General features: G+C 55.1%; 6 protein-coding genes. 3 read left to right on the top strand and 3 right to left on the bottom strand.

Going from position 1 to position 3,209, the window contains the following annotated elements; translation table 11 throughout:
• Window positions 1–1,274, bottom strand: a 1,274-nt coding sequence (locus WBM93_RS13150; protein WP_424432316.1) for a DUF2254 domain-containing protein, incomplete at its 3' end; no start/stop codon positions are given.
• 144 nt (window positions 1,275–1,418) lie between these two features.
• Between WBM93_RS13150 and WBM93_RS13145 the strand changes: the two genes are divergently transcribed.
• Genes WBM93_RS13145 through WBM93_RS13135 form a run of 3 tightly spaced genes read left to right on the top strand, consistent with a single transcriptional unit; the run spans window position 1,419 to window position 2,359 of the window.
• Window positions 1,419–1,718 carry a BrnT family toxin gene (locus WBM93_RS13145; protein WP_424432317.1) on the top strand — a complete coding sequence of 100 codons (300 nt, stop codon included), beginning with the start codon at window positions 1,419–1,421 and terminating at the stop codon, window positions 1,716–1,718.
• Complete coding sequence (locus WBM93_RS13140) at window positions 1,675–1,959, top strand: helix-turn-helix domain-containing protein (protein WP_424432315.1); 285 nt, start codon at window positions 1,675–1,677, stop codon at window positions 1,957–1,959. Before WBM93_RS13145 ends, WBM93_RS13140 begins: the two co-directional genes overlap by 44 nt.
• A gap of 34 nt (window positions 1,960–1,993) precedes the next feature.
• A complete protein-coding gene (locus WBM93_RS13135) occupies window positions 1,994–2,359 on the top strand; it encodes a GIY-YIG nuclease family protein (protein ID WP_424432314.1) in 366 nt (121 codons plus the stop codon).
• A 113-nt stretch (window positions 2,360–2,472) separates the two neighbouring features.
• Here WBM93_RS13135 and WBM93_RS13130 read toward each other — a convergent pair whose 3' ends face one another.
• Window positions 2,473–2,796, bottom strand: a complete 324-nt coding sequence (locus WBM93_RS13130; RefSeq protein ID WP_424432313.1) for a hypothetical protein — start codon at window positions 2,794–2,796, stop codon at window positions 2,473–2,475.
• The coding region (nadA, locus tag WBM93_RS13125) for a quinolinate synthase NadA (protein WP_424432312.1) at window positions 2,797–3,209 on the bottom strand (413 nt) is incomplete at its 5' end.

Here is a 3,209-nt window from a genome sequence, read left to right as displayed (position 1 = left end):
TCCAGCGACGGCCCGACCAGATGATGCCGCGCCTGTTTCACCATTATCTCCACCTCTTCGCCGATCAACCGCAAACGTCGACCGGACTGGCAGGATGTTGCGGCGGAAAACAGCGCGTTGATAAAATTGAGCGCCGCCATCCGGTTGGTCGCGACACCCGAACGCATCGCGCCGAAACTGCGTTCGATATAATGGCGGAAATCATCACTGAGCGGCTGCACCCGGTCCCAGTCATAATCCTCCTGCTCCGGCCCCCGGTCAAGGTCGCGGCTACCCAGTTCGGCCAGCGCCGCGCCCATCCAGTGCATGGCGGTGATCGCGGTGAACGGGTCGTTGATCCCCGGCGATAAAGCGCGCAGGGCAATCTCGACCAGTTCATCAATCAGATATTCCAGATCCTGTGTCGCCGTCCGCATCCCGCCCGTGCTGAAGCAATTGCGGATTTTATCGGCGATTTCCTCGTCTGCTTCGGCGCCGGATAGTTCGACTATCGGCACATCGGGATGGATGAAGTCTCCAGTGCGCACCTTTAACGCGATGGTCGCCTCATGCTTCCGGGCCACCTCGTCCAGCGTATCGAAGTCGATAATATCAATATAACCTCTGGCGCTGGCAATGACCGGCTCGCCTTCGGCCTGCTGCCGCGGTTCGCGTTCTTCAATTTCGCTGGGATAACGGTGCTTGATATCGCGGATCAGGCGCTCGCCAATATCTTTAAGCACGGTGTTGATGCGGATACTGGCGGGAATATGGTGGAGGAAATAGACCAGCACCGCGACCGCAAAAATCGCCATGACCATCGCCACCATCAGCGATAATTGCGGCGTAAACCCGGGCAAGAAGGAAGCGGAGGCATCGGCGGCAGAGGCGGCGCGCTCATCTTCATCACGGACAACGCGGACGACCATCAGGGCATAGACAAAGGTCGCGATAAAGGTCGCCAGGGAAAGCTGGTTCCCCTTGTCTTCCATGAAATTGGTCAACAGGCGCGGGCCGTAATTCCCGCTGGCATAGGCGACGGCGGCGATGGTGATCGAAAAGACGGTCGACGCCACCCCGATCATCGAACCGGCGATCACCGTCAGCGTCGTCCGCGCGCCGGCCGGACGGCTGACATGCAGCCAGTCATACGTGGTGAACCAGTCCGACGCGCCATTGCGGTCGAGATAGATGGTAAAAAACGACAGGAAAAACGCGATCGTCGAAAACAACGCCGGGTAGAACCAGTAGCTGGCATTGATGGACAGCAGAGCGGAACGGATACGGGCGATCATGGGATAACGCTAACCGATAACGGATTGAGGGGAAAGCAGGAATGCTTACGAGGACGAAATCCGCAATCGTTTGCATTTGGATAGGGGGATCGGACTGTCCGAAACTGTCATGGCTTGCGAGCGATCACCAATTGTGATAACTATGTGTTTCACATATACAAAGATGTGGAATTTGATCCGGATAAGGATGCGATCAACCGAACAAAGCATCGATTGCCGCTGTCTTTCGGGCAACGGATTTTTGATGATCCCTTTTACACAGTAACCGAAACAATTCGGCTTGGTGATGAGGAGGAACGCTTCAAACTGATCGGAGAAGTCGATGGCAAACTCTTCACGGCGATCCACGTGTGGCGCGGAGATATCGTCAGGTTCATCTCGGTCCGAAGGAGTAATAGCAGTGAACAAAGAAACTACTATCGCAATTCCGGCAGATCCGAATGATCCGGAAGACCGGGACGTCAGCGTAGCGGCGCTGGAGCGTGCCAATATGGGCCGTTTCATCCGCGTACTGCGTTACGACCTCGGCATGACGCAGGAAGAATTTGCGAAAGTCTACGGCATTCCGCTCGCCAATATCCGCCAATATGAAATCGGCCGCCACATGCCCCCGCCAGCGGTCCGCGCCTATCTCAAGGTAATTGCTGCGGAACCTGAGGTGGTGAAGCGGGTGATGGCGGGGTAGGTTTGCGTGCTTCCTTGGGGGAGTACGGCAAAGGTTGGCCGAAACTGGCAACTCATCACCCCATTTTGTCATTCCCGCGAAGGCGGGAACCCAGTTAGAACAGGCCATGCCAAGCGCCTATCATGTCTATATTCTCGCTAGCCGACGAAACGGAACTCTCTATATTGGAGTCACCGGCAATCTCGCCGCCCGCATCTTCGCCCAAAAAAACGGCAAGGGTTCAGAATTTACCGAGAAATACCGCGTTACCAAATTGGTCTATATCGAAACCTTCACCGATGTCCGCGACGCCATTGTCCGCGAAAAAGCGCTCAAGAAATGGAACCGGGGCTGGAAACTGCGTTTGATCGAAGAGAGCAATCCCGACTGGGATGATCTGTTCGATTCCCTAAACGGATAATAGGACCGTCAGCTAGCGCCAACTGGATCCCCGCCTTCGCGGGGATGACGAGGGAGATTGAGTCCCGAGAAAATATGTCATTCCCGCGAAGGCGGGAATCTAGTTCAAGCAATTTATGCCCAGAAAGCTTCTCGTTCCAAATCGAGCGCTGATTGGCCCGAACCATCCTCAGCTTGATCAAACCAACAAAAACCCCCGCCACGGCGTCTCGGAAAATTATCGACCTGCCTAATATCCTTAAGGTCCATCCACGTCTTTGCACTATTGAGAGCAGAAACGGAATGAGTCTTTCTGAATTCAACCCTGATCTGGTCGACAATTTTTAGCTCTGCGCGCTTCGCATCCAAGGCTTGAATAAATCGGGTAGTGTAGAAACCGTATAGTCCATCTTTCATTGGAATATTGATCCCTTGAATCATGACCTTATACTTTGGCACTCAATCCTCATGCGCCAGATCAGCCGGCCCCAAATCCCCCTGCCCGACTGTCGCGCTCGCCATTTCCATCATCCGGTCGATCGACTTGCTGGCCTGCAGGCGCAGTTCCTCGTCCATCTCGATCCGCGGCTCCAGATCACGCAGCGCCACATAGAGCTTCTCCATCGTGTTGAGCGCCATATAGGGGCAGATATTGCAGTTGCAGTTGCCATCGGCACCGGGGGCACCGATGAAATTCTTGTCGGGTACCGCTTTTTCCATCTGGTGGATGATATGCGGTTCGGTAGCGATGATGATCGTGTCGCCTTCAAAATCCTTGGCATATTTCAGGATCGCGCTGGTCGAGCCGACCAGATCGGCATGATCGAGAATATAGGCCGGGCATTCGGGATGCGCGGCGACCGGCGCGTCGG

The sequence above is a fragment of the Parasphingorhabdus sp. genome (assembly GCF_049667325.1).
Taxonomy (GTDB): domain Bacteria; phylum Pseudomonadota; class Alphaproteobacteria; order Sphingomonadales; family Sphingomonadaceae; genus Parasphingorhabdus.
This window is presented reverse-complemented; position numbering and strand designations above follow the sequence as displayed.